General features: G+C 47.7%; 20 protein-coding genes and 1 other RNA gene. 8 read left to right on the top strand and 13 right to left on the bottom strand.

Annotated features, from left to right (window positions below; translation table 11 throughout):
• The first annotated feature begins 88 nt into the window (after positions 1-88).
• Both EQU24_RS09325 and EQU24_RS09320 read left to right on the top strand, forming a co-directional pair.
• Positions 89-2,326 (top strand): spermidine synthase, encoded by a 2,238-nt coding sequence (locus EQU24_RS09325; RefSeq protein ID WP_017839758.1) that lies wholly within the window; start codon positions 89-91, stop codon positions 2,324-2,326.
• Position 2,327: 1 nt separating this feature from the next.
• Complete coding sequence (locus EQU24_RS09320) at positions 2,328-3,068, top strand: DUF5020 family protein (protein WP_017839759.1); 741 nt, start codon at positions 2,328-2,330, stop codon at positions 3,066-3,068.
• Positions 3,069-3,680: 612 nt separating this feature from the next.
• Here the strand turns inward: EQU24_RS09320 and nhaD are convergent.
• On the bottom strand, positions 3,681-5,087 hold the full coding sequence (nhaD, locus tag EQU24_RS09310; protein WP_017839762.1) for a sodium:proton antiporter NhaD: 1,407 nt from the start codon (positions 5,085-5,087) through the stop codon (positions 3,681-3,683).
• Positions 5,088-6,822: 1,735 nt separating this feature from the next.
• Here nhaD and ltrA point away from each other — a divergent pair.
• On the top strand, positions 6,823-8,001 hold the full coding sequence (ltrA, locus tag EQU24_RS09300) for a group II intron reverse transcriptase/maturase (protein WP_017839828.1): 1,179 nt from the start codon (positions 6,823-6,825) through the stop codon (positions 7,999-8,001).
• A gap of 191 nt (positions 8,002-8,192) precedes the next feature.
• On the opposite strand, the gene EQU24_RS09295 is transcribed toward ltrA, so the two are convergent.
• Both EQU24_RS09295 and EQU24_RS09290 read right to left on the bottom strand, forming a co-directional pair.
• Positions 8,193-8,696, bottom strand: coding sequence for a glycine zipper family protein (locus tag EQU24_RS09295; RefSeq protein ID WP_017839764.1), 504 nt, complete (start codon positions 8,694-8,696; stop codon positions 8,193-8,195).
• A 221-nt stretch (positions 8,697-8,917) separates the two neighbouring features.
• A complete protein-coding gene (locus EQU24_RS09290; protein ID WP_017839765.1) occupies positions 8,918-11,005 on the bottom strand; it encodes a cation:proton antiporter in 2,088 nt (695 codons plus the stop codon).
• A gap of 353 nt (positions 11,006-11,358) precedes the next feature.
• On the opposite strand from EQU24_RS09290, the gene EQU24_RS09285 reads away from it, so the two are divergent.
• Together EQU24_RS09285 and EQU24_RS09280 are read left to right on the top strand one after the other, a co-directional pair.
• Complete coding sequence (locus EQU24_RS09285; protein WP_014148855.1) at positions 11,359-11,955, top strand: hypothetical protein; 597 nt, start codon at positions 11,359-11,361, stop codon at positions 11,953-11,955.
• A 434-nt stretch (positions 11,956-12,389) separates the two neighbouring features.
• On the top strand, positions 12,390-14,051 hold the full coding sequence (locus EQU24_RS09280; protein WP_017839767.1) for a putative transporter: 1,662 nt from the start codon (positions 12,390-12,392) through the stop codon (positions 14,049-14,051).
• Positions 14,052-14,275: 224 nt separating this feature from the next.
• On the opposite strand, the gene EQU24_RS09270 is transcribed toward EQU24_RS09280, so the two are convergent.
• From EQU24_RS09270 to EQU24_RS09225, 10 genes are all read right to left on the bottom strand, one after another.
• Positions 14,276-15,022 carry a tRNA threonylcarbamoyladenosine dehydratase gene (locus EQU24_RS09270; protein WP_017839768.1) on the bottom strand — a complete coding sequence of 249 codons (747 nt, stop codon included), beginning with the start codon at positions 15,020-15,022 and terminating at the stop codon, positions 14,276-14,278.
• Positions 15,015-15,677 (bottom strand): TatD family hydrolase, encoded by a 663-nt coding sequence (locus EQU24_RS09265; protein ID WP_017839769.1) that lies wholly within the window; start codon positions 15,675-15,677, stop codon positions 15,015-15,017. The genes EQU24_RS09270 and EQU24_RS09265 overlap by 8 nt, the downstream gene beginning before the upstream one ends.
• 24 nt (positions 15,678-15,701) lie before the next feature.
• On the bottom strand, positions 15,702-16,652 hold the full coding sequence (gene cysK / locus EQU24_RS09260) for a cysteine synthase A (protein ID WP_017839770.1): 951 nt from the start codon (positions 16,650-16,652) through the stop codon (positions 15,702-15,704).
• Positions 16,653-16,782: 130 nt separating this feature from the next.
• Positions 16,783-17,121, bottom strand: coding sequence for a histidine triad nucleotide-binding protein (locus tag EQU24_RS09255; RefSeq protein ID WP_017839771.1), 339 nt, complete (start codon positions 17,119-17,121; stop codon positions 16,783-16,785).
• Between the two features lie 10 nt (positions 17,122-17,131).
• Entirely contained in the window at positions 17,132-17,728 is a 597-nt protein-coding gene (recR, locus tag EQU24_RS09250; RefSeq protein ID WP_017839772.1) for a recombination mediator RecR, read from the bottom strand.
• Position 17,729: 1 nt separating this feature from the next.
• A complete protein-coding gene (locus EQU24_RS09245; protein ID WP_017839773.1) occupies positions 17,730-18,053 on the bottom strand; it encodes a YbaB/EbfC family nucleoid-associated protein in 324 nt (107 codons plus the stop codon).
• Positions 18,050-19,678, bottom strand: coding sequence for a DNA polymerase III subunit gamma/tau (dnaX, locus tag EQU24_RS09240; protein WP_017839774.1), 1,629 nt, complete (start codon positions 19,676-19,678; stop codon positions 18,050-18,052). The genes EQU24_RS09245 and dnaX overlap by 4 nt, the downstream gene beginning before the upstream one ends.
• A gap of 41 nt (positions 19,679-19,719) precedes the next feature.
• Positions 19,720-19,816: signal recognition particle sRNA small type (gene ffs / locus EQU24_RS09235), an RNA gene on the bottom strand.
• Between the two features lie 451 nt (positions 19,817-20,267).
• Positions 20,268-20,603, bottom strand: a complete 336-nt coding sequence (locus tag EQU24_RS09230; protein ID WP_017839775.1) for a hypothetical protein — start codon at positions 20,601-20,603, stop codon at positions 20,268-20,270.
• A 104-nt stretch (positions 20,604-20,707) separates the two neighbouring features.
• The gene (locus tag EQU24_RS09225) at positions 20,708-22,051 is read right to left on the bottom strand and encodes an ATP-binding protein (protein ID WP_017839776.1); all 1,344 of its coding nucleotides are present in this window, start codon (positions 22,049-22,051) and stop codon (positions 20,708-20,710) included.
• A gap of 841 nt (positions 22,052-22,892) precedes the next feature.
• On the opposite strand from EQU24_RS09225, the gene EQU24_RS09215 reads away from it, so the two are divergent.
• From EQU24_RS09215 to EQU24_RS09205, 3 genes are all read left to right on the top strand, one after another.
• Positions 22,893-23,540, top strand: a complete 648-nt coding sequence (locus EQU24_RS09215; protein WP_017839778.1) for a response regulator transcription factor — start codon at positions 22,893-22,895, stop codon at positions 23,538-23,540.
• 279 nt (positions 23,541-23,819) lie between these two features.
• On the top strand, positions 23,820-24,434 hold the full coding sequence (locus EQU24_RS09210) for a TetR/AcrR family transcriptional regulator (protein WP_017839779.1): 615 nt from the start codon (positions 23,820-23,822) through the stop codon (positions 24,432-24,434).
• Positions 24,421-25,698 carry a TolC family protein gene (locus tag EQU24_RS09205; protein WP_017839780.1) on the top strand — a complete coding sequence of 426 codons (1,278 nt, stop codon included), beginning with the start codon at positions 24,421-24,423 and terminating at the stop codon, positions 25,696-25,698. Before EQU24_RS09210 ends, EQU24_RS09205 begins: the two co-directional genes overlap by 14 nt.
• Positions 25,699-25,880: the final 182 nt, after the last annotated feature.

Below are 25,880 nucleotides of genomic sequence, written 5' to 3'. Positions count from 1 at the left end.
TCATTGCTAAGACCAACACCCCAATTCCATTGAAAATGCTTTATCATAGCGCACTCGAAACAGCATACTCTTACAGCCGATAATAATAATGAACACCCCGTCACTCTCCTTACAAGACCGCAGGCTCTCGCTCATTCTGCTTTTCGCCGCGACGCTATTCACCAGCGCCACATTGATGTTTAGCCTACAACCGATGTTCGGCAAGCTGATTTTGCCTAAATTGGGCGGTACGCCCGCGGTTTGGAATACCTGCATGGTGTTTTATCAAAGCATCCTATTCCTAGGTTATATGTATGCGCACTTTTTATCGACACGCCAAGATACTCGGCGACAGCTTCAGATTCATGCCGCCGTCCTATTCATCAGTCTGGTGATATTGCCGGTTGCCTTGCCGGATAATCTTTCGCCTCCAACCGAGAGCAACCCGACGTTATGGCTGCTTGGCACACTATTCCTTGCGATCGGCCTGCCCTTCTTTGTCGTTTCGACCACAGCGCCGCTGTTGCAAAAATGGTTCGCGCAAGTCGGCCACCACACCAGTCACGACCCTTATTATCTTTATGCCGCAAGCAATGCCGGCAGCCTGTTGGCCTTATTAAGCTACCCGTTTGTGATCGAACCGAATATCGGACTGGCTTCGCAACAAATCGCTTGGAGCGGAGGCTATGCAATCTTATGTTTGATGATTGCCGGTTGCGGTTGGCGCTTGTGGCAAAACAAGCCGCGAACGGACGCATCGGCACAGGAAGACATCCTGCTGTCCCCTGAGCTCGACAACAAAACCCGCCTGCATTGGCTCGTCTTGGCCTTCGTTCCGTCGAGCTTGCTATTAGGCTTGACTAACTTTATCAGCACCGATATCGCATCGGTGCCGCTGCTGTGGATCATTCCGCTAACGCTCTATTTGCTGTCTTTCATCATCGTGTTTTCGAAATGGAACCTCAAAACACATCCGGTCATGACGGCACTGCAGCCGGTAATATTGCTGCCGTTTATCGCTTATTCGTTCATCAACCCGGCAATCTTGCCCTATTGGCTTGATTTAGCGCTGCATTCGACCGCCTTTTTCCTGGCAATCATGGTTTGTCACGGCGAACTAGCCAGACTCCGCCCACACACGCGCCATCTGACCGACTTTTATTTGATCATGTCGTTCGCCGGCATGCTCGGCGGCATGTTCAACACCTTTGTGGCGCCGTTCGTTTTCAACGCGGTTTACGAATATCCAATCATGATCATTGCGGCATTACTGCTGCGTCCCGGACTGGATATTTCGACCGGTTATCGCTGGGCTATGCAAGCCGTTTTTCCGGCCATCGTGATTGCCTGCGGATTGATCATCTATTTAACGGTCGACGATCTACTGCAATATCTGGACACGATCGGCACAGCCTTGATTCTATTGGCCGGTCTCACTTATGCGTTCAGAAATCAGCCTTTATCTTTGGCCTTGCTCGCGGGAACGTTAATCTTCTTCACGCAGGGTTTGCATGGTTTGGTGTCCAACACGATTTTTCAGGATAGAACCTTTTTTGGCGTACTGTCGGTGCGTGAAAATGTTTTACTCGATGAACAAAACCGTCCGGAAAAATACCGTGAGCTGTTTCATGGCACGACCAAGCACGGCGCGCAACGCTTAGCAGCTCATTTGGAAACCGTTCCGTTGACCTATTACAGCCGCCCCGGACCGATGGGTCAGTTATTTAAAAGTTACGACGAACAAAACGGCGATTGGGTCGTCGGCGCGGTCGGCCTCGGCGCCGGCGCATTGGCTTGTTACGCCAAGGATAATCAGCAATGGACTTTTTACGAGATCGACCCGTTGGTCGTCGAAATTGCCGAAAACCCGGACTATTTCACTTATCTGAAACGTTGCGCCCGCAATTTGACCCATAATATCGGCGATGCTCGCCTATCGCTGGCGGAAGAACCGAACCACAAATTCGATTTGTTGATCATGGATGCATTCAGCTCGGATGCCGTACCGACCCATCTATTGACACGCGAAGCACTCGATTTGTATTTCGAAAAACTTAAACCGAATGGTATTTTGGCGTTTCATATCACCAATCGCCATTTGGCCTTGAAAAAAGTGCTGGCCGACCATGCCAAACAAATGCAATTAGCCGCATTGATCCAAGAATTTAAAACGGACGGCTCGATTCCATTGGTCACGGCTACCGATTGGGTCGTGATGGCGAAAGACGAGAAGATATTGAACCCGCTCATCGCCAGTCGGCTCGGAAATTGGGAAAAAATGCCGTTGTATTTCGGCATGCGGCCCTGGACCGACGATTTCACGAATATCATCAGCATTTGGAAGTAACATGGCAAAAGCAGCAGCGCATTGGTCTGTGCTGCTACTTTGTTGCGCCCTGCCTGTTCACGCGATCGACTGGACTGCGAGCAATGTTCAGTTGTTGTATGGAGGAGATTTCGAATTCGGCGAGCCGAAACGCACGACGATCACGGTCGAACATGCCCATGGCTGGCAATACGGAACCAATTTTTTCTTTGTCGACATCATGCCTCGCAACGATGTCGGCACCGAAGTCTATGCCGAAGTCTACACCTATTTAAGTTGGAATAAAGTAACCGGGCTCAATCTGACATTGGGTCCGATCAAGGACATTTCGTTGGCGCTAGGCCTTAACATCAGCAATCTACCGGCACAAGACCACTTTAAAGCCTACATGTTCGGCTTGAGCTTCGACCTGGCGAACAGTCTATTCGATTATCTGCAATTCGACGTAACCGTCTATAAAGCGGACGATGTGAGCAGTCGCTATGGCTTGCAGTTTACACCGGTGTGGAGCCTGCCCTTTTCGATAGGCTGTGTGGACTTTAAATTTCGGGGTTTTACCGACTTCAGAACCGGAAATACCAATACATCGGGAAACTTCAACATTCTGGCACAGCCGCAGTTATTGGTCGACATCGGCAATTTGGCCAATTGGAAAAAGGACACGGTTTACATCGGCACCGAATATTCGCATTGGTACAACAAATACGGCGTCAAGGGTGTCGATGAAAGAGCGATTCAGGCCATGATCATCGGATTTTTTTAATGCTTACTCCGGCAGAGATGCAAACCAAATGTATACCTTTCGCACTTCAAATTTCGGCAGTGCCTGAGGAGGCGCCGGGGTGCTCGGTCGATTTTCGCTCCTGCGCTGAAAATCTTGGAAACGGAGCGCTAGCGAAGTGAAGATTTTTAGTCCCCGATAGCCGTAGCGCCGGGTGTTTTGCCGGAGTCTGCGCGAATAGCGCAGGCGGAGGCAAAATACAAGGCATCGCGACACGGCGTAAAGCCATTTGCGGGAGTGCTACGGAGCCGCATCGAGTATACGAGGATGTGGCGTAGTGGCACGGACGCAGGGCGAATCGGGGCCGCCGAAGGCATTAGCAGTCGCGTAATTTTTGCTGATTTTTCAAGCAGGATGCCCGGAAAATTCTTTCGCAAAAATAGCGACTCCCTGTCAAAATCGACATTCACGCCATCCATGGCGCTCGCAAAGGCTTTGCCAGCATGGAGCTGGCTAGAGCCTACAGGGGACGTATTCACGGCGTCCTTTGACGTGCATCCCGGTGCCGAATTTTGATCTACGATGGGTATAGCGCGCTTAATGTGTCGAAGCGAAACAAAAGCGTTAGCTTGCATCTCTAAGGGAAACTATAGGTCAACCGTTAATCAGCATATGCGCGCCGATACTGGCCGCATAGCCTAATGCGATCGCGGGTGTCCATTTCAGATGACTGAAAAAGGTATAACTGCCGCGTGCCTGACCCATCAACGCAACACCTGCCGCCGAACCGATCGACAACAAACTGCCTCCGACACCAGCGGTCAACGTTACCAACAGCCACTGCACTTCGGGCATGTCAGGGTTCATCGTCAATACCGCGAACATGACCGGAATGTTATCGACAATCGCAGACATCACGCCAACGATAATATTCGCGTAAGTCGCACCCAATTCACCGTAAATGAATTCCGAAGCGATGCTTAAATAACCGATGAAACCCAAGCCGCCGACGCACATGATGACGCCGTAGAAAAAGAACAGCGTATCCCACTCGGCTTTAGCGATCTGGCTGAACACATTAAAACCGCTGCCTTGCCCTTCGCTGCCCGGAACCGAATCGAAACTGGAAAACTCGCGGCGATGCTTCATGCGCAGGTAATAACCGAAAAATTTCAGGTACCCAAGACCGGTCAACATGCCGAAAGCCGACGGCAAATGCAAAATCTGATGAAATAATACTGCTGTTAAGATAGTCATTAAGAACAAACCGACAATGACTAAGCCTCCATGTTTGATCTCGGCGCTATCTTCCTCGGGCAAGGCCGGCAAACCCACCGGAATAAAATAGTGCATGATCGCGGCAGGCACGACAAAATTGATTACCGAAGGAATAAATAGCTTGAAGAATCCGGAAAATTCGATGATGCCTTTTTGCCAAACCATCAGTGTCGTGATATCGCCAAACGGACTGAATGCGCCTCCGGCATTCGCTGCCACGACGATATTCACACAAGCTATCGCGACAAACTCCGGTCTGGTTGCGCCAACCGTCATCACCACGGTACACATAATCAGCGCGGTAGTCAGGTTATCGGCTATCGGCGAAATAAAGAAGGCCAGAATACCGGTCATCCAAAACATTTGCCGATAACTGAAGCCTTTCGAAACCAACCAAAAATGCAGAGCCTGAAACACATCCCGCTCTATCATCGCGCTGATATAGGTCATCGCCACTAACAAAAAGAAAAATAGCTCGGCATATTCCAAAAAGTTATGGCGCAACGCTTCTTCGGTCGTTTCATTTAAACCGTGCGATGCATAAACGGCGGCGATCATCGCCCAAATAATACCTGCAGCCAGTAGAACCGGCTTGGATTTTTGTAAGTGTAATTGTTCCTCGAGAATCACCAGCGCATAAGCAAAAACAAAAATCAACAATGCAAAATAACCGACCCCATGATCGGTCAAATTGAGTATTTCGTGCCCTGCGGCCGAAGCGAATGCGGACACCGGCAATAAGAAAGAAAACAATAGTAAAGAGATAAATCGGATAGGCAACATTTTCTTCACAGAATATATCCTAATTGACGAGAGGAGAATCGCAAGGAGAAATAGAGTTCGCTTGCACAAAAGCCGCCATTATCCAATAAGTTGTAGAACGATGCAAAGCAATCGCCCCTAAAAACAAACTTAAAATACTCTTTAAAAAAATTATATTACTTATATTTCAACAACATAATAAATATCAAAAAAGCATTGAATCGATACTTTTTATGCATTCATAACCTCGAATTCCGATTCTCCTAAAAAAATCAGTTGGGTTGTCAATATCCAGGACACATGAATGTGAAGCTACGCATTGCCATCCTTGGCACTGGATTCCGCCAATCCCTGACGGAATGACGCGTTCTTTCCTTAAGTTGGCGCTTATCCCTTTATACTGAAAATCGTTCAAGCTTATTGAAGGTACTTTGTAGGCTTGAAGCATCCCCGCAAAGTTGAATAATATTTCAGTAAGAAGGAGGCATAATCGGCTCAATGCCTTCGAACTCGGCGGTTGGATGGTGCTTTTTGATCAACAGCCTAATTTCATCAATTTATGCTTCAGCTTGCTGAAGCCAATTGTCCGAGCAGTGGACATTCGTAGCCACTTCTGCGGGACGGGTTATTTAACCCGTCCCCAACGTTTCGGTTTGCCCTAAACATTTCGGCTAACTTCGGCCAAAGTCAAAACGTTTAGGACGGGGTTGCAAACCCCGTCCTGCTAGGGCCTGGGAAAGAGCGGGATGCGGGTTGGCCATTTTTAGCTTGATGCATATGGATTGCAAACCCCGTTCTGCCGAGGCGCGGGGTTTGCTTACCGTTATCGAAGAATCCACGCAAAGCTGAACCTGATTAGCAAGATGCTTCAGCTTGCTGAAGCCAATTGTCCGAGCAGTGGCCAGTCGTAGCCACTTCTGCGGGACGGGTTATTTAACCCGTCCCCAACGTTTCGGTTTGCCCTAAACATTTCGGCTAACTTCGGCCAAAGTCAAAACGTTTAGGACGGGGTTGCAAACCCCGTCCTGCTAGGGATATGTGTGAGTCGCAGGTACCAACGGCTCAGTCTTAAACGGTGCGACCTATCGTGACAGGAACGTTGCGATGTGTCTAATCCTACCTGTGCGAATCCGTATTTGTACAGAAATGCTTGCTCGAACTCGTCTTAGACGGGGTACGCAGTTAGGGTCACTCAGGTAACTGGTGGCGTTGAAGGAGCCAGGCAAGCATAGTCAGGGAGGTGGCAGGTTTCAGCCTCGAATCAGGTGTCAGGGTCTATGTCCGCCTGAAACACTGGGGAGTTTTTTTTTCTTCTCTCACTGGGATTTATACGGTTATTCTCAGTGGCTATTAGGGGTGCTTGCTGTTGTCGCCCAGACATAATGGTTATTGGTACTGACCGATGAAAGTCCTACGGCGTCTCTTGATTTTAACCCCTTCAAGAGTAATGCCCGCCTATAAGTTTATGGCGAAATGGCGGGTTTATGCGCTGGTGTGTGAGATTCCCCAAACTGAGCACTTTAAGGATGGCAGCGTCTTCGGTGTAGCCACGCAATTGCGCGGTGATAGAAGACTCCGTTGTTAGAAATACGTTGTCATGGTTTTTCCATGAAGAAAGTTAGTCCGTCGGCTACGACCCCAAAATGGTCTGTCCTTCCTCTTTTGGAAAACCCGACGGTCGCTAAGAAACGCCTTCCACGGCACGACCGTTGGCAAGGTATTGGTTAGTGTATGAGGGGTAAATCAGGTTGTCTTTATGTTAGTGAAACCGCTTAAGATTAAACATCATTCTTTAACAGGCAGAATAACCATCGAACGGGTGCGCAAGGCATTTCTTAATGTCAAACGTAACCGGGGCGCTGCCGGCGTTGATAAGCAAAGCATTGTGATGTTCGAGGCGAATCTTGAACAGAATTTGCAAGCATTGTTGAGCGATTTAAAAACGCGGGGGACATTTTCTCCGCATCCGCTCAAACGTGTGCGTATCGACAAAGGGAATGGGAAATTTCGCCCGTTGGGCATTCCCGTGGTCCGTGACAGGATTGCGCAGGATGTCTTGCGGCAACTGCTGGAACCGTTGTTCGAGCCTTTGTTCCATCCAAACTCGTGTGGGTTTCGGCCAAATAGGAACTGTCATCAGGCCATTGAACGGGTGCTGGACATCTGGCGCGAGGGCAATCGCTATGTGCTGGATGCGGATATATCGGGATTTTTCGATAACATCCCGCACCATGTCATCATGACGGGGCTATCCAATGTGGTCGCTGATGGGAATATTCTGGGTATTATTGAACGGTTTCTTAGGTCTGGCGTCATGGAAGACGGCGTTTTTAAACCAACGACGATCGGCACGCCGCAAGGCGGTGTCATTTCGCCTTTGTTGGCAAATATTGCGCTGAACTATCTGGATTGGCATCTGCATGAGCATGGCTTGAACTTTGTGCGTTATGCGGATGACTTTGTCGTTCTATGCCCATCCGAGGAACAGGCAAAAGAGGCATTGGTTCTTGTCGGGGCGTTTTTAAACACGCATCTTGAGTTGAAACTCTGCCCTGAGAAATCGCAGGTCACCACATTTAGTGAGGGTTTTGCATTCTTGGGGTTTGATATTAGCTCAAGGGCGGTCACGATGCGCCCAAAGTCCATAGAGAAATTCAAAGATAAAATCCGGGAGTTGACCTGTCGCTCCTATAACTTGGATAGTTACCGCATCATGCGGGTTAATCAGGTGATACGAGGGACGGCAAATTATTTTGCAACGCCGTTCTCTCATAATCGTTATCTGTTTACGGAATTGGACAAGTGGATTCGAGTTCGCTTACGGTGCATGAAGTTTAACAGGAAATGGAAGACCGATAACAGGCGTCTACGTCTGAAGCACTTTAAGAATAAAGGGTTGTTGAGTCTCAGGGCGTTCTATCATGAACCTGCATAGCAAATACAATGACTCCCTTTCGAGGGCAATCTAGGCGGAGCCGCCCATTGTCTGAAAGAGACACGATGGTAAATAGAGGGAATTAACCTTCTTGCGGCAACGGGGGGCTGGTGGTGATCCTCCAGCCTACCCACTGCTGGTTTTTGGGCTTTAGCTGAAGAAACTTGCTAATCAGGAAGCTGAATGATTTTTCAGTAAGAAGGAGGCAAAATTGGCTCAATGCCTTCGAACTCGGCGGTTGGATGGTGCTTTTTGATCAACAGCCTAATTTCATCAATTTCATTTTTATTAATATCGACCAACACTAACAATTGCCCTGCTTCGATAGCTTGCTCGAATTGCCTCAAGCGAGAATTACCCGAATTCATCCCCGAAAGCCCTCCCATTAAAGAGCCAATGGTCGCGCCGGCCAAAAGTACGCCCAATAAAGGACCACCGGCAATCGCAAAACCGGCAAACCGCAATGCCACCAACCCCGCCAGCACGCCTGTCGAACCGCCCAGCGCCGCGCCTCGTTCGACTGCCGCAAGAAAATCCGTTTTTATTGTCACGCCCGCTTCCGGCAACCCCTCGAGCGGCGTATCGCGTTTAGCCAAAATATGAATATGGCGCTCCTCGATGCCTTCGGACATAAGTTCATCGACAATTTTATGCGTGGTAGCAATATCCGGAACCAAAAAATAGATTCGTCTCATGATCTTCTCCGCAAAATTAGCTGGATAACATCCCAATCGATATAAAAACTCCCTTCTTTTCATTGATACTAATTAACAAGGCTCGGTTCAACAATTATTCAAAGTTGACAATAGCGACCGATTAAGAATTACGGCCTGCTCCTAACTTAAATCTTAATTCGCTTCCCCTTTCCCCTTTCCCCTTTCATCTTTCACCTTTCATCTTTCACCTTTCATCTCACCTATTTCCTCCCATCCCGTAATTCATTAAACAGCATGATGTAAAGCTTCGTGCTAATTATCTCGTTTTTACTCAACTTGGCCAGCGTCTCCATTTGCTGGGCGTCGAGCGTTTTTTGCCCGCTAATCGAATTGAAATCCGTCAACAATTCGTAATTCGACTCAATCATCTTATCGAGGTTTTGCTTTGTATTCGCAGCCAAGGCTTTGTATAGATCGATAGTTCGACACAATGCATCGGCGTCGTCGAAAATCTCGCCTAGACTGGTATTTTGTAAACCCTCCAACCTCCCGACCACCGTTTCGAGCATTTGATATTGAGTCCGGTAATAAATATAAAGCTCTTGAGGCTGCAAATTCTGCGACGACAAAAATAACAATCTTCGCACGCCATTGATCAGATGCTCTATTCCGTCCACCGGAAACTTCTCGTCCAATTTATTTAACTGAGAATGCCCTTTTTCGATACGGGCCATTTGAATATCCAGCAAATTGAGAATTTTTTTATAAACTTTCTCATTAATGTCACCGCGATGATAGATTTCTTTCAATTCGCTCTTTTCCATGCCCAACACAAAAATACGCAGTAACTTCTCAGTCAATTCCGCAGCATTCGGAAACTTGCCTTTATATTCGCTCAAAGCCTTGTCATGTAACCGCTGATAACTGTCGCGCATCGTCCGGTATTGTTCCTCGCTGATTTTTCTATCTTGAAACAAACGTTCCAGAGAGCTCAAGACTTCATCATATATCAATGCCTTACCTTTGTAATAACTGACTTCTTCATAATCCGTCAAAGCGTCGATACCGAGCGCGTGCATCACTTTACCGATCGTGGTCGCCTTGACCAACAAGGTAAAATAAATACAACCGATCGTGATTGCGGTAACGAAATCCTTAACCGAAAAGTCATAAGTCCAACCCGGCAAGGTCGCATCGTCAGGAATCAATAAGACCATGATGACCGCTAACGACCCTCTTAAACTACCCCAGGACAACAAATGCATCCAGGAAACGGGAATCGGCTCTTCCTTCCGAGTCAGATTCAACAAACCCAGCAACGGATAAATCGACAACGCGCGCCCCAGCATCACGACAACAATCGCCAGTAATATAGGCAGAATAGCAACATGCAAATCGATCGATTGTTTGACGAACAATAAACCCATTAATATGAAAACCAGAGAATTCGTTACGAACCCGAAATAACTCCAAAACTTTTCCATGTATTCTTCGACGCCGTGCGACATTTTGAATCGGCCGAAATTACCGATCACCATCGACGCGACCAAGGTTGCGATAATCGATGAGAAGCGAAGCTGCTGACCGAATAACACAATATGCTCGGAGATCACCTCGGTCAAAATGAACGTAAAATGCGCAACCAGCAACGTCAGCGTAATTTCTAAATGCTCATGACCTTTGACCCATTCGATCAGTTTCGCGAATACAAAACCCATTAACAAGCCGAACAAAATTCCGCCGAACAGCATGATAAAAAAATTCAAAAAACCGTTCGCAATCGAAGTCGATCCGGCAAAACCATGCAGTAAAATTTCAAGAAAAACCAAAAAAATAGCGAACGCGGTACCGTCGTTAAACAAGCTTTCGCCTTCGAAAATCAACGTGAGCCTTTTCGGCGCTCCGTAATCTTTGAATAAAGACAATACGGCGACCGGATCGGTCGAAGATATGATCGCGCCGAATAACAAGGTCACGATAATCGGCACTTCAAAGCCAATCCATCTGAACACATAAAAACCGGCGATACCGATAAAAAAAGTCGACACCAACATGCCCGGTATCGCCAGCAAACTGATCGCCCGGATATTGTTAATCATGTCGCCGATTTTGATGTTATAAGCCGATTCGAAAATCAAAATCGGTAAAAATACGAAAAACAACAACTCGGGCGTCAGCTCGAAACTATTGATAAACGCGAAGGCTTCGACCCGCGACAAGGGCACCAATAACGAACCGACGATCACCAACAGCACGGTATAAGGGATGCGGGCCTTTTGCGCCGCCATGTATACACCCAACGAAATTAGCATCAAGCTAAACAACGCTAAAAATACTTCAAGATTCATTCAGAGGCCTCGAATAGAGAAGAACGGCAAATGCCGGTGAGCAGCTTTTCACAAACGATTTCGGACCGGCCGGCCATTTTAACGCCCAATCGGCTTTTTACATATACTTCGCGCGGTCATGTTTGCGGATTTTATGACAAGGCCATTTTGTTCGACGCTTACTGGGAAGTCAGAGTTAGACTGTGCGAAAACTGACAGTCGACAATATCCGCAACTGTCGAACAAATGATCACATCAAATTGCTCGATGGTAAAAGTCAGCTATGTTGACTATTACCGCTATCGCAGACAATGTTTTTAAAAACCCTATTTTGCCGTATATTAGCGACTACTCTAATCGTTAGGAACGCACTTATGAGCCGACATAAAAACCCTTGGAATATTGACGGCATTATCCGGAATATCTATCTCAATGAAATTATTTTTCTAGGCCTAATCGGATTGTGTTTTATCGGCGACCTGATCGGCTACTTATCCGAACGAGCGGTGCTTTTTTACTGGTTGACGATGACGCCGATTTTTTTTATTAGCTCTGTTATTAGCGAAAAAGCCGCCGCACTGCAAAGCGGAAGAGATACACCGCATTTTCTAAAATACGAAGCGATTTTTTGGCTGAGTGCTTTCATTGCGGTAATGCTAATCATGCTACTTTGGCATGCCAGCATTATCGAAACCGAAGCAACCGGTTTGATTATTCATATCATTCTTGCTCATACCATGCTCCTAACCGGAACGCTACTCGGAATTCGCTTCTATTTAATCGGTTTTTTTCTATTTTTAACGGCAGGGTTAACGATTGCAGTGGAAGGCGAAGTCGGACGCTCGGTATTCATCGCGGTACCCGTTATTATTTTAGGACTCTATTACGAAAAATATTTTTTGTTTCCTTCCATCCGAAACAAAATCGAACAGGCTTATCGAGGCGATGAAATTTACGAAGATGAAGAGTAAACCCTGTTCGACTTCGGCAAATTTTATTTGTCGACCGCCATCTTAAAAGGCAGTCCTCTAATAATAGGCCAACATAAGTTCTGTTTTGCGAGAATGCCGGTAACATTCAAACTAACGCCAAGCCTCCAACTATACCCATCGTAGATCAAAATTCGGTACCGGGGTGCACGTCAAAGGACGCCGTGAATACGTCTCTGTAGGCTCTATGCCAGCTCCATGCTGGCAAAGCCTTTGCAATCGCCAAGGATGGCGTGAATGTCGATTTTGCAGGAGCAAAAATCGACCTAACACCCCGGCGTCCCCTTAAACAATACCGAAATTTGAAGTGTGAAAGGTATAACTATAAAAATTTATTAAATAGGCTCCTCGCCTGTCACACCCCATGCCTTTAACCGATTTTTTAGTCAAGCATTTAAGGGAGTCATTCGTTTTCTATGAATTGGTTTATCGAGCTCATCAGCGAGGAATCGGTCCCGCACAGCCTAATCGTCATCAGTCTGGTTTCCGCGTCGGGGCTAGCCCTAGGCCGGCTCAAACTATTCAACTTTAACCTAGGAATTGCAGGCGTATTGTTTACCGGATTGGCTTTCGGCCATTTCGAGGTCACCATTTCCTCCGAAATCCTGTATTTTTTGAGAGAATTCGGCCTTATTCTGTTCGTTTATGCAATCGGACTTCAAGTCGGTCCCGGCTTTATTCATGCGTTTTATCATCACGGCATATTGTTAAACATCTTGGCCGCGACGATCGTGCTGCTTGGCGCCCTAACGGCCGTGTCGATCGGGCTGATCGAAAATATTCCGATTGCCGCGATAGTCGGTTTATTTTCGGGCGCGACGACCAATACACCGTCCCTTGCTGCGGCTCAAGAAGTCTTAGGCGGTTTACCGATGATCGACGCCGAAACCTTAAAACTCCCCGGCATGGGCTATGCGGTCGCCTATCCGTTCGGAATTATCGGCATCATTTTATCCATGCTTCTGATCAAGCGGGTTTTCAACGTGATGATTCAGCACGAAGCCGATGTGTTCTCGCGTATTCAACGGGCCAATGCTCAAGCACCGGTCTGGAAAGATCTAACGGTCGAAAATCCGAATCTTAATAATATCGCGATCGGCGAGATTTCATTTTTCGAAGCAATGGGCGTCGTGGTAACTCGAATACTTCATGACGGGCAAGTCCATGTTGCCTCAATTGACAGCAGACTGCATACCGGCGACTCGATTCGTCTAGTCGGCAGCCCGAAACAATTGGCAAAACTAAAAATGTTGATCGGCCCGGAGGCTATCGTCAATCTTCATGATATAAGCAGTAACCTTCACACCGGCCGTTTCGTCGTCACTAACAAAAAGGCCGTCGGACAATCGATCGCTCAACTTCGCGCTTTATTCGGCGTCACGATATCGAGAATACATCGGCCTGATGTGGAATTTACGCCGACCGGCGCGATGCACGTCCATTTCGGCGACGAGTTGCTGGCTGTCGGCAGCAAGGAAGGCCTGGCAGGCCTCGAGGAACTGCTGGGCAATTCGCTCGAAACTTTGAATCATCCGCAAATCGTGCCGATCTTCATCGGCATCGGCCTTGGTATCTTACTCGGCAGTTGGCCGATCTGGATTCCCGGCATGCCTTCGGCGGTCAAATTAGGCCTGGCCGGGGGACCTTTGATTATCGCGATTATATTGAGCCGCATCGGCAATTGGGGCACGATGACTTGGCATTTGCCGAAAAGCTCGAACATTATTCTCAAAGATATGGGAATCGTTTTATTTCTCGCCGCAGTGGGCCTTCATTCCGGCGACAGATTCATCGAAACGCTCATTCATGGCGACGGTTTCTATTGGATGGCCTGCGCGGCATTGATTACGCTATTGCCGTTGCTGCTCGTCGGTTTTTTTGCACGATTGTTTTTTAAGCTGAATTATCTATCGCTATGCGGCTTGTTGGCCGGCAGCATGACCGATCCGCCGGCCCTGGCTTTCGCTAACGGACTTAGCCCTTCTCCGGCTGTCTCGATCGCCTATGCAACCGTTTATCCGTTAGTCATGATTCTCAGAATCATTGCCGCACAATTGATGATCATCTTGTTAATTTAAGAATTTGCGTGTTTCATGGGCAAATTACTTAGGAACGAGCATGAAATAACTTCGACAACTTCTGGGAGGGGGTTCGGTGGCTCGATTGACAGGTGTCGGCGGCAGGGAAAGCCGCCGTCAAGCCTACAGGGACGTATTCACGGCGTCCTGTCAAGCGAGTCACCGAATCGCCGCAAAGCCTACTACTTGTAGCAGTTATTTTGGGCATATTCCTTACTTGAAATTCAAGGCTTATTCGAATCGAGTACTTGTTCCTGCATTAAAGCGCGTATCACGACCGATGCGCAGACCCCGCCGAAAGCCGCCGGCAAATACGAGATCGTTCCGTAGGCGGATTTTTTATACTGACTACCTTCGGTCATCATCAACGATTCCTTGATCACGGCTTCTGGCGAAAACACGGTTTTAACGCCGTTTCGGATGCCCATTTTTCGCAAGCGAATCCGAATGAACTGTGCAAACGGACAATGATAGGTCTTGGAAATATCGACTACTTTGATTTGTGTCGGATCAAGCTTGCCCCCCGCTCCCATCGAACTAACGATCTTCATTTTGCGTCGCTTGGCCGCCTGTATCAACGTAATTTTCGGCTTCAAACTATCGATTGCATCGACCACATAGTCGTATGGCGTGTTCAATATCTCGGGCGCGGTATCGGGCGTGATGAATTCATGCCTGACGTGCAGTTTCAAATCGGGGTTGATCGCAAGCAGGCGCTCGCCCATGATATCGGCTTTCGATTGACCATGCGTCGTCGCCAACGCCGGCAATTGGCGATTACGGTTACTCGGCTCGACCACGTCGCCGTCTACGATGGTCATTTCGCCGACACCGGCACGGCATATGAATTCGGCCGCGAACGAGCCGACTCCGCCCATACCTACCACTAAAACATGGGCCTTCTGCAAACTCTCCAGTTTGGCAGGTCCGATTAATAATTCGGTACGGGACAGCCAGCTTAAATCAGTCATGTAAAAAAACTCGGTTAAAATTATTTTCGAGGTGTTGTTGAAGTTCGGGCAAATCGATTTGCAAAATAGCCGCCGCAGCCCGGTATATACTATCGATAGCCAGACCGGAATCGTCGGTTTCCAAAAAAAACCGGTCTCTGGACACGGAGGGCAATACCTTAGCGGCATTACTATTAGGATGCAACAAAGCCTTACCGAACGACAGATAACACCCTCGCTCAATCAAGCTCGCTGCGATTGAAGACTTATTGTTGAAGCCATGCACGACCCAAGGCACAGAGGGTTTTCGTGTCGATTTGATACGGAGTAATTCGTTGAAGGCGCGAACGCAATGAATCACAACCGGTTTCCCGGATTGCTCAGCGAGCTCAAGCTGCGCAATGAAGATCGATTCTTGCTCGGAAAAAGGCGCGCCGGTCAGTCTATCGAGACCGCATTCGCCGAGTGCCAGTAAATTCGTATCGGCTAATGCGGACTCTAGAGTTTGCAGGGCAGCCCTACAATTCTGCTGTTCGATAAACCACGGATGAATTCCTAATGAATAATAACCGGTTCGCGGTTCTTGGCCGGCCCATTCCGAGGTATCGAAATTGACAATGACCCTGCCCTCGCCTTTGCCATGCCTGTGAATATCGATAAAAACACCGGGCGGCATCGATAGACTGGATTCAAACGTGATTTAGTGGAGGGAATCGAACAACACCGAACTCAAATAGCGTTCGCCGGAATCGGGCAGGATCACGACGATGGTTTTACCCGCAAATTCGTCTTGTTCGGCTAACCGAATCGCCGCGACCATAGCCGCGCCGCAGGATATACCGCAAAGAATGCCTTCCTCTTGCGCTAATCGTCTAGCCATCTCAACCGCCTCCATACTTTCGACTTGTTCGACCCGATCGACGACGGACAAATCGAGCGTATCCGGAATGAAACCGGCGCCGATACCTTGAATTTTGTGCGGTCCCGGTTGCAATTCCTGACCGGCTAATTTTTGCGAAATCACCGGACTTTCCTTCGGCTCGACCGCGACGGACAAGATATTTTTGCCTTGGGTCTGTTTGATATAGCGCGACACACCGGTGATCGTTCCACCGGTACCGACACCGCTAACTAGTACATCGACACTGCCGTCGGTATCGTTCCAAATTTCAGGACCGGTGGTTTTTTCATGAATCGCGGGATTGGCCGGATTTTTAAATTGCTGCGGCATAAAATAACGATCCGGATCGCTTTGCACGATTTCTTCGGCGCGCTGAATCGCGCCCTTCATGCCTTCGGCGCCCGGCGTCAAAAATAATTGGGCGCCGAACGCGGCCAAGACTTTACGCCGCTCGATACTCATCGTGTCGGGCATCGTCAAGGTCAATGAATAACCGCGCGCCGCGGCGACATAAGCTAGGGCAATACCGGTATTGCCGCTGGTCGGTTCGACGATTTCGATGCCGGGTTTCAAGATACCTCGTTGTTCGGCATCCCAAATCATCGCCGCGCCTATTCTGCATTTAACCGAATATGCCGGGTTCCGGCCTTCGATCTTGGCCAATACCGTAGCCTTGTCGCCGGCGATACGGTTTAGTTTCACTAATGGCGTACGGCCTATCGATAATGAATTGTCATCGAAAATATTCATATCCCCCTCCTGTTTTTGTTAACTTGACGAGGGCCTGATGATTTCATTATTGGTCCTAACCTGGCAAGTTTTTTCTTGCCGGTCGAATTCTGACAACTTGACATCATGCGAAAAGTTTATTGCGAACCCATCACCCCGGTGGCCAGCGCATCGAACGTCCGCCGAGCAAATGCAAATGCAGATGATACACCGCTTGGCCGCCATGCTCGTTGCAGTTAATGACGGTCCGGTAACCGTCCTCGGCCAAGCCTTCCTGAGCCGCCAACTTCGATGCGGTCAGCAATAAATGACCGGCCAAGCCGGCATCGTCGAGCTCGTTCAACGTGGCGATATGAATTTTCGGAATGATCAAGATATGAACCGGCGCTTGCGGATGAATATCCCTGAACGCCAAGACTTTATCGTCTTCATAAACCGTATCCGGCTTGATCTCGCCGCTCACCATTTTGCAAAACAAACAATCTGTCATCGTAAACTCCTCAAACTTGCCGGCGTCCGTTAAACGCGTGCGATAACGTGCCGCTGTCGATATATTCCAATTCGCCGCCCATCGGCACGCCGTGTGCGATACGCGTGGCCTTGACTTGATATTTCTTCGCCATCTCGGCAATCAGGTGCGCGGTCGCTTCGCCTTCAACGGTAGAATTGGTCGCTAAAATAATTTCGCCGACATCGCCTGCCGCCAATCTATTCTCTAGCAAATTCAATCCGATTTCTTCGGGGCCAATGCCATCGAGCGGAGAGAGGTGTCCATGCAACACAAAATAAACGCCCTTAAAAGTTGCGGCTTGCTCGACCGCCCAAACATCGGCCGGACTTTCAACGACGCAAACCATCGATGAATCGCGAGATTTATCGGCACACAACCGGCACAGCTTATCCTCGGTCAAGGTTCTGCATTGCTCGCAATAAGCGATTTTTTTGCTGGCCGATAACAACGTTTCGGCCAAGCGTATAGCGCCCCCCCTGTCTCGCTGCAACAAATAAAACGCCATTCGCTGCGCCGATTTAGGACCGACTCCAGGCAAGGCGCATAAATCCGAAATCAATTGCCCGAGCAATCCCTGCCTGATCATATCAGAACGGCATTTGAAAACCGGGAGGCATCGGAAAACCGGAAGTGAATGCGGACATTTTTTCTTCCTTCATTTTAGCGACTTTATGAACTGCATCATTAATCGCTGCCGCCACTAAATCTTCCAGCATATCCTTGTCGTCGCCGACCAACGAGTCATCGATGCTGATTTTTCTCACTTCCCGTTTACCGGTCATCACCACTGTTACGAGGCCGCCGCCGGATTCGCCCTGCACTTGCATCAGCGCAAGTTCTTCCTGGGCTTTTTTCAATTCTTCCTGCACTTTTTGGGCTTGTTGCATTAATGAGCCTAAGGCATTTTTCATGTGTTTCTCCTATCTTGTTGAGCGACCGGTTCTATCGTTCCGGGCAAAATTCTTGCGTCGAATCGTTCTTTAAGCGCATGTACCGTCTCGTCGTTTTCAATAGCCTCGACCGCCGAACGCTGCAATTCTTCACGGTCTTTTTGCAATTGTACCGCAGGCGTATCGACTTCGGCTTTCTCGGTAATAATGTTCAGCTTTATCGGTTTACCGCAAAAGTCTTGCAACGATTTTTGTAATTTCTCTACCGTTCGGGCGCCGCTTAATTGCTTATGTCCCGGGTCCAGCAGCAATGTACAGACTTTATCATCAATACTTTGCAGCACACAATTATTCGCCAATTCGCGGGTCATACCGCCGATTCTCATTGCGGCTATCATGTCAGCCCACTGACTTGTTTCCGATCCGGACGGACCGGACTCAAAAGCGTCCACCGGTTTTATAGTGTGTTCGGTACTCTTGAGCGATGCAACGGATTTGTTCGTAGTGTTTTTTACCGGCTCGCTGTTTGCCGGTTGCGGGACCGACGAAGTTGGCGTCTGCAACGAGGAAGGCTTAAAAGCAAGCATTCTCAGCATGACCATTTCAAAACCGCTTTTAGGATCGGGAGCCAAATCCAAATCGCGCCGGCCGATCAATGCGATTTGATAATAAAGCTGAATATCCTCGGGGCTGAAAAGTTTAGCCAACTCGACAATCATATCCGCATCGAACTCGTGTTCGATCGAGGAAGGCACTGCTTGATAAAGCGCGATCCTGTGCAACGCTTGCAAAATTTGTTGCAATACATCGCCGAAGTCGGGAGTCAAATCGGCCATTTCGCCTATCACTTTAAGCATTTCCTGCGCATTGGCAGCCGCCAAGGCGGTCAGCAAATCATTGACGGGATGTTGTGCAATGGTTCCAAGCATCAAACACACATCGTCGAGGCCAACCTTACCGTTGCCGTAAACAATCGCTTGGTCGAGCAAACTCAAGCCGTCGCGCATACTCCCGTCAGCCGCGCGCGCAAGCAATCTCAGCGCCGCCGATTCCGACTCGATGCCTTCTTGCTGAAGAATAAATTCCATTTGCTTAAATACCTGCTCCGGCAGCATTCTTTTCAAATTGAACTGCAGGCAGCGGGATAGTACGGTTACCGGAATTTTATGGGGATCGGTCGTAGCCAGCAAAAACTTGACGTGCGGAGGGGGTTCTTCGAGCGTTTTCAATAAGGCGTTAAAGCTATGCCCCGACAGCATATGGACTTCGTCGATCAGATAGACTTTGTAACGACCGCTATTCGGCGCATATTGCGCATTTTCGAGCAAATCTCGGGTATCTTCGACTTTGGTTCGGGAAGCGGCATCGACTTCGATTAAATCCAGAAAGCGGCCCTGGTCGAGTTGAGTGCAGACATTACATTCGCCGCAAGGATTATGACCTTGAAGGTTTTCGCAGTTGATGGCCTTGGCGAGAATTCGGGCTATCGTGGTTTTACCCACGCCGCGCGTACCGGTGAATAAATAGGCATGATGTAGACGATCATGTTGCAATGCATTGATCAGCGATTTGACAACATGTTCTTGACCAACAATTTCGGAGAAATTATGAGGCCGCCATTTTCTGGCGAGAACCTGGTAAGTCATTACAGACTCGGGGAGAAGGTTACTTTAAGATTGGGCGGTAACCTTGCCAGCCGCATCCCGGCACACGAATCTGCTGCTACCGTTGCTCCCTTCCGGGCCTGGCGGGGTTTACAGCGTATCGTTGCGGGAGGACCGACACGGTTACCATAATTACTTAACAGCCTGCTTGGCTGAGAACGAGCATTATCCTTGAATCATTCGTTTAATTCAACCGTAATTTTGAATTTATTTTACTTTGCCGAACTAAATTCAATGTATACCTTTCGCACTTCAAATTTCGGCAATGCCGGAGGAGGACTCGGGGTGCTAGGTCGATTTTTGCTCCTCGGCAATTGCTCCTGCATTGCCCTAATACACGCCATCCGTGGCGTAATGCAAAATCGACATTCACGCCATCCATAGCGTTCATAAAGGCTTTGCCAGCATGGAGCTGGCATAGAGCCTACATGGACGTATTTACGGCGTCCTTTAACGGGCACCCCGAGGCCGAATTTTCATCTACGATGGTATACTTGTCTCGCCACCTTATTCCTTCATCACATTCAATTATCGAAAAAGCATTATCGCCAAGAAGGGTAATGATGCAAACTTAGCGGTCTTTCAACAATTGCTCGATCAACTTCCTTTGTAAATCGATAATTTCATCTTTAGCCGCAATGGTTTTATCTTTTTCCAGCAACAATTCGTTCAGCAATTTTTCTTTTTCATTCATTTCAGGAACAGCATATTCTTTCCAATCGACCGACTTGGCCTCAACTGCCGATGTGGACGGTTCTTTTTTTAAAAACCCCGTAATATCGACCGGATTTTTATCCCAATTCATTTGCGGCTCTTTTTTAAGTCTCGAGTAAACCCCGCCGCTCCATTCCGGTTCATTGTCATTTTCAGTTAATTCATTAGGAAATGATAATTTAGGTTCGCTCATGGATACATCCCCGAAGAAGCATTAATTTAGCCAAAAAACATAAAAATTGTTTAAAGAAGTTTCGCTAACAGTATAAATTATTAACTGAAAACCACATATAAATTTTACGGCAAATAAACCTGCCAGCGCATGCCGCCCAGACTTTGACTTTTATCGCCCAACAATTGCCCCCCCAACAAATCGATAATTTCATTGACCACCGCCATGCCTATCCCATGCCCGTCGGTATTTTGATCGGCCCGGACACCCCGTTTAAGAATATCGTTCAGATGGTCGACAGGAATCCCCGGACCGTCGTCTTCGATTTGCAATAAAAACGAAAATCCTTCCTGCTTGATTTGATTTTTATTCAGAATACTGACCTTGACTTTTTTATCACACCATTTACAAGCATTGTCGATCAAATTACCGGCGATTTCGTAAAAATCCCCTTGTTCGCAATAAATCTTGAATTTATCGGGCTTTTTGATCTCGAACACAATCGGTTTATCCGCATGTACTTTTTTCATTGACGCAATAATTTTATCAACTCCCAGAGAGGCATCCATCGTGCCGGTTATCTTTTTTTCGCCCTTAGCCGCGGCCCGTTGAAGTTGATATTCAACGATTTCGTCCATCCGAGAAATCTGATCATGCACGGTCTTTTTATTCAACACAGGCGAATCAATACTCCCCCTTAGAATTGCTAGCGGCGTTTTTAAACTATGCGCCAAATCCGCCAAAGTATTACGATAACGCTCAAGATGCGCCCGCTCGCTACTGATCAATGCATTAAGGTTTCTAGCCAATCCTCGCAATTCCGTCGCATAACTACCATCAAGTAAAGACTTTTCTCCTCGCTCGATTGCTTCCAGATCTCTCACGATCAAACGAAGCGGACTCAAACCCCAGCGCAGAACTAAAAATTGAATCAGAATTAAAATCAAGCCCATCGCCAACAACCAAGAACCTAATGCAGTTTTAAATCGATCGACTTGCTTAGCGACAAACAAACTTTCCTCGGCTACGCTGAAAATATATTCTTGCTCCTTGCCTCGGTGATTTTCCCAAATCACTTTGTAATGCAAAACATAACGACCTTGTTCGTCGAGCAAAAATACAAATTTACCGGACTCCATCTCCGGTGCTGAAGAGGCATTCAAACCGATTGCCGAAGGGGAAAACCACACGACATCCCCATCGACCGGCTGTATCCAAGCATAAAGGCCGGAACCCGGATTAGAAAAGCGCGGCTCTCGTAACTCTTTGGGCATCTTGATTTGCCCGGCTCGAGTCAGCTCAGCTGCCGACAACAGCGAGTAAACTTGAATTTTTAAGTTTTCCCGGAGCGTTTGCTCGGCGCTTTCTCGATAACCTTGCTCCAAGACAATGGCAACCAATATAAAAAACGAGGCCAAAACGACGCCGGCGGAAACCAATAAACGAAAACTGAGCGATTTAGAATTCAAAGCAGACCACAGTAGTAAGTGACAAAAAGAAAGGTTTTATCCTAAATTCGGCAGTTCAACCATGAAGCTCATGAAAGATTTCAATAAATTACCAAAACATTCTCGCTAACCTTTTTGGTGAACGAAAGCTCTATAGAGACGTATAACAAGTTATTGAATTGACTTCTTATTCTTCATGACGCTCATGGTAAAACGCTTTTTCTAGGTTTATTCTGACGATCATGAAGTCGGAAGTTTCACCTCTGATCAAGAAAATAGTCGTTCAGGGCATATTATTTCCTGATTAGCAAGATGCTTTAGCTGAAGAAACTTATTAATTAGGTATTATTTTGTATTTTGGGAACTCATTATCGCCCCTATTCTCACTCAAAAGTCATATTCACAAATATTACCCAATCTCTGTGAACATGACTTGTTCCGATTACCGACCACTGAGAAAGTAAAAAATTAACCCATCGAATTGCATGAAGAAATCATACTCCCTTATGATTGAAAAACCGTCTAAGAATAAAAGGCATGGGATATGTCTATCGAGGACCGCCGTAAACCCATCCATGGGGGCTTGACGGCAGCGCTCGAACGCCAAGGATGGCGTGAATGCAGATTTTGCAGGAGCAAAAATCTGCCCTGCCGCCGACATCCTCGCTAGCCACCTCGTACCCTCATAAAGCAAACCATTTTTTTAGTATAAAGGGAGTAACTCGTACCCTATATCGTCATTCGCAGGTATAATCGAAACAAATTAATCCACGCATCCAAGCCGATCGTAAGCGCTCCTAAACGCTCGAGCCAACACGTAGGCAAATCTTATGCCAGAGATTAATTAAGGAATCAGGCAAAAGTGGCACATATTATTATTTCATCCGAAACTCCAAATCAAGCCGAACGCTGGGCAAGCATCCTCAGCGAGGAACATAAAACCAAAGTTTTGCATGATCTGAACAAAGTTTCTGAAAATACCGCTCACGATACTGTTAACTTGGTCGTTATCGATGCGAAACTTCTCGATTCGAGTTTTTCCTCCTTAGTTTCACTAGCGCAATTAAACCTTAAAGTACTTGTCATAGGTCAAAATTGGTCCGACGACAATCAAATCGAAGCCCTGGTTTCCGGATGCTCCGGTTACTGCGAAATGGATACCGTCGATCAATTACTCCTGAAAGCTGCGAACCACCTTCTGACAGGAGATATCTGGATACAAAGACACTTAATCCCTCGCTTAATCAATGCGCTGTCAGAGTTAAGTGGAGACTTAAGAAAAAATCGACATCACCAACAAGACATTGAAAATAAATTAACCCTGCTTTCTAAACGCGAATTAGATGTAGCCGAGCTTATCAAAACCGGCGAAAGCAACAAAGCAATCGCAGCCAAGCTCAACATATCCGAAAGAACGGTCAAAGCCCATTTAACCTCTATTTTCAATAAATTAGAAATACAGGACCGACTACATCTAGCATTATTTCTAAAAGAAATGAGTTCGCCATAATAAACGCTTAAGAAACTAACCTTGCCTATCCATTGGCGTCAATGCCATCAAGTTAGGCTATGTTCGCATTAATATACCCTTTGCTAGTCAAATTTCGGCAGTCCCTTAGGAGGCGCCGAATTTTGATCTACGACGGGTATAACTCGTAACAAGTTATTGAGTTAACTTCTTACTCTTCATGATCTTCATGGTGAAATACTTTTCTAGGATAATATCCTCTTTAAAAACTAAACCGTTTAGTTTAGTATTGCCTCAAACAAACAATCGCTCAGTCTATCTATGTCATCGGAATCTTGCGAACCTAAACGAGAAGCCATCATCGAAGGCGCGACACGCATGTTTATAAAACATGGCTTCCATCAAGTCAGCATGGACAGAATCGCTAAAGAAGCACCGGTTTCCAAAGCGACTCTCTACCAATATTTCGAAAATAAAAACGCGCTTTTTTCTGCGGTCATTTTTGAATTATGCCGATCCTTACTGGACACCATGGCCGAAATCACCCCCGATTCGAACGATATCAAAAAAAATCTTCGTGAAATCGCCCAAGCATTCATCGATTTAATCTATACCGAGGAAGCCTTGGCGATATATCGGCTCGTAATCGCTGAATGCCGAGATTTTCCTGAGTTGGGAGAAGTCGTTTACGACAGCGCTCCCAAAATAGCATTGACTCAATTGGAGCGTTATCTCGATAACTTGAAAGCCGGCGGACGCATCGATATTCCCGATATTGAATTTGCCGCCGATGCTTTTTTCAGCCTTCTCAAAGGCGATTTGCATTTTCAATGCTTGCTTGGCATCAGTGCACCGCCCTCCCCCGAACAAAAACGTCTCTTGATCGACCAAGTTATTGAGTTTTACCTGCGAGGTGTTTTGAATGCGACCAATTAGCATTAAACAATACAGCGCATTGTTGGCAATATTGCCGGTTTTTTGCGCTCAAGCCGAAACACTAGAAGAAGCTTTCGAACATGCATTGAATCAAAATCACCTAATTAAATCGGCCAAAGCCGATACCGAGGCATCCGAACAACAACTATACTCGGCGCAAAATCAACGTTTGCCATCGCTCAACATCAAAGGGGGCTACACTCAATTGAGCGAAACCCCCGCCGCGAAAACCGAGATCGAAGGTCAAGCCGCACAATTTCCGATGTCACAAGCCGGTAGCGGCCAAGCCGAAGTGATTGCGTCGGTTCCGATCTTCACTAGCGGGCGCATCAGTCATGGTATCGATGCGGCCGAAGCCGCCCTATCGGCGACACAGCAGAATGAAGTCGCAACCGCATTGACGATTAAATTACAGATAGCCGAAGCCTTTCTGGCAGTATTACGTGCGCAAAGCGCGCTGCAAGTAACGGAAAGTCACGCCGAAACACTGAAAGCTAACGCCGTCGATGTTGAGCGCTTGCATAGCCAAGGCATGGTTTCGAAAAACGACCGACTAGCCGCCGAAGTCGAATACGCCAATGCCCGGCAACTCGTCGTGCAAAACGACAATCGGCTTGATATCGCCAAAGCGCAATACAACCGGTTACTGAATCGCCGACTCGACGACCCTGTCGAACTGGAAGAACGCTTTCCGAGTTCCCCCGACGGCGCACCGGACGAATTATCCACCGAGGCACTCGCCCAACGCCCTGAACTTAACGCATTAAACAGCCAAATTACCGCCTTGCAAGAACAAGCCAGAAGCATTCAATCCGGCCTATTACCGCAAGTCGCTGTCAACGGCGGCTATCAATACCAGGAAAACCGTTACATGGCATTCGAAGGCATGTGGATGGTCAATGTCGGCATGGAATGGAAACTCGACGGCGGCACGCACCATCAGAGTCAATCGCTCAACAGACAGGCGTTGGCCTTGCAGGCACAGCGGGATGACATGGCTAGCATGATCGGACTTGAAGTCCGGCGCGCCTGGCTGGACATTCAGGAAACCGAAAAGCGTATCGAGGTCAGCCAACAAGCGATCGCCCAAGCCGATGAAAATTTGCGGGTCAACCGCGAACGCTATCGGCAGGGCTTATCCACGCAGACCGAAGTGCTGAAGGCCGAAGAACTCAGAATCACGACGCACAACAACTTCAATAATGCCCGTTACGATGCGGCGTTGGCGAAATTGAATTTGCGCCGTGCGCTCGGGATTTTGTAATCCGCCCAACGCATCTCGAAATATACCTTTCGCACTTCAAATTTCGGCAGTGCCTAAGGAGGCGCCGGGGTGCTCGGTCGATTTTTGCTCCTCGGCAATTGCTCCTGCATTGCCCTAATACACGCCATCCATGGCGTAATGCAAAATCGACATTCACGACATCCATGTCGATCGCAAAGGCT

It is taken from the genome of Methylotuvimicrobium buryatense (assembly GCF_005931095.1).
Lineage (GTDB): Bacteria > Pseudomonadota > Gammaproteobacteria > Methylococcales > Methylomonadaceae > Methylotuvimicrobium > Methylotuvimicrobium buryatense.
This window is presented reverse-complemented; position numbering and strand designations above follow the sequence as displayed.